This window comes from Pseudoroseomonas cervicalis ATCC 49957 (assembly GCF_000164635.1).
Taxonomy (GTDB): domain Bacteria; phylum Pseudomonadota; class Alphaproteobacteria; order Acetobacterales; family Acetobacteraceae; genus Pseudoroseomonas; species Pseudoroseomonas cervicalis.
The window spans coordinates 1-1,121 of record NZ_GG770827.1; the positions used below are offsets into that span (position 1 = coordinate 1).

At 77.1% G+C, this 1,121-nt stretch carries 1 protein-coding gene; it reads left to right on the top strand.

The annotated features are described in order from the left end of the window. The coding region (locus tag HMPREF0731_RS19365; protein ID WP_007005902.1) for a flavin monoamine oxidase family protein at nucleotides 1-900 on the top strand (900 nt) is incomplete at its 5' end. Nucleotides 901-1,121 lie beyond the last annotated feature (221 nt).

Below are 1,121 nucleotides of genomic sequence, written 5' to 3' on the forward strand. Positions count from 1 at the left end.
TCGGCCGGGGCGGCGGCGCCGCGCGGCGGGCCGTGGGATGCCACGGTGGCGCATTGGGAGGGGCCGCTGATCTGCGCCGCGCCGCTCGCCGCCATGGACCTGGACGATTTCCTCGACACCCAGCTCGAGCCCCCGAACCTGCTGCTGCCACAGGGCATCGGCACGCTGCTGGAGGGGCTCGCCGCCGGCCTGCCCATCGCCTATGGCGCGGTGGTCGAGCGCCTGTCCTGGGGCGCGCGCCGCATCGTCGCCGAGGGCGGCTTCGGCCGCATCGAGGCGGAGGCCGCCATCCTGACGCTCCCCACCGCCGTGCTGGCAGGCGGCGGGGTGCGCTTCGACCCGCCGCTGCCGGCCGAGGTGATGCAGGCGGCGCATGACCTGCCGCTCGGCCTGCTGGCCAAGATCGGCCTGCGCGCGGCGGGGGCGGACCGGCTGGACCTGCCTCCCTTCACCGGGCTGGAGCGCCGGGTGGCGGACGAGGCCGAGCCGGCGATGAGCTTCATCGCCTGGCCCTTCGGCCATGACCACCTGATGGGGTTCCTGGGTGGCGAGGCGGCCTGGGCGCTCGCCGCCGAGGGGCCGGCGGCGCTGCGCGACCACGCCCTCTCCGAACTGTCCCGCGCCTATGGCGCCCGCGCGGCGCGCGCCATCCGCGCCGACGGCTTCCTGGCCAGCGACTGGGGGCGCGACCCGTTCTCGCGGGGCGCCTACTCCCATGCCAGGCCGGGGCGCGCCGAGGCCCGCCGCATCCTCGGCACGCCCTTGCAGGAGGGGCGCCTCTGCTTCGCGGGCGAGGCCTGCCATCCGCGCCTGGCCGCGACGCTCGGCGGCGCCTGGGAGAGCGGGGAGGCCGCCGCCGCCGCCGCGCTCGCGCATCTGCGGCGCGGCAGGGCGGCGTGAAACAGGGGTTAAACTTCCGCGCGCCCTCGCTTATCTGCGGCAGGGCATGACGGATCAGGCGGAACAGGCGGGCTTCGACCGTCAGGGCGAGGTGCTGCGGCTGCGCGGCGCCTACACCACACAGAGCGTCGGCCCGGTGTGGCAGGGGCTGCTGCGCGCCGCGCGCGGCGCCACGCGGCTCGACCTCTCCGGCGTCACCGCGCTCGACACCACCGGCGCGG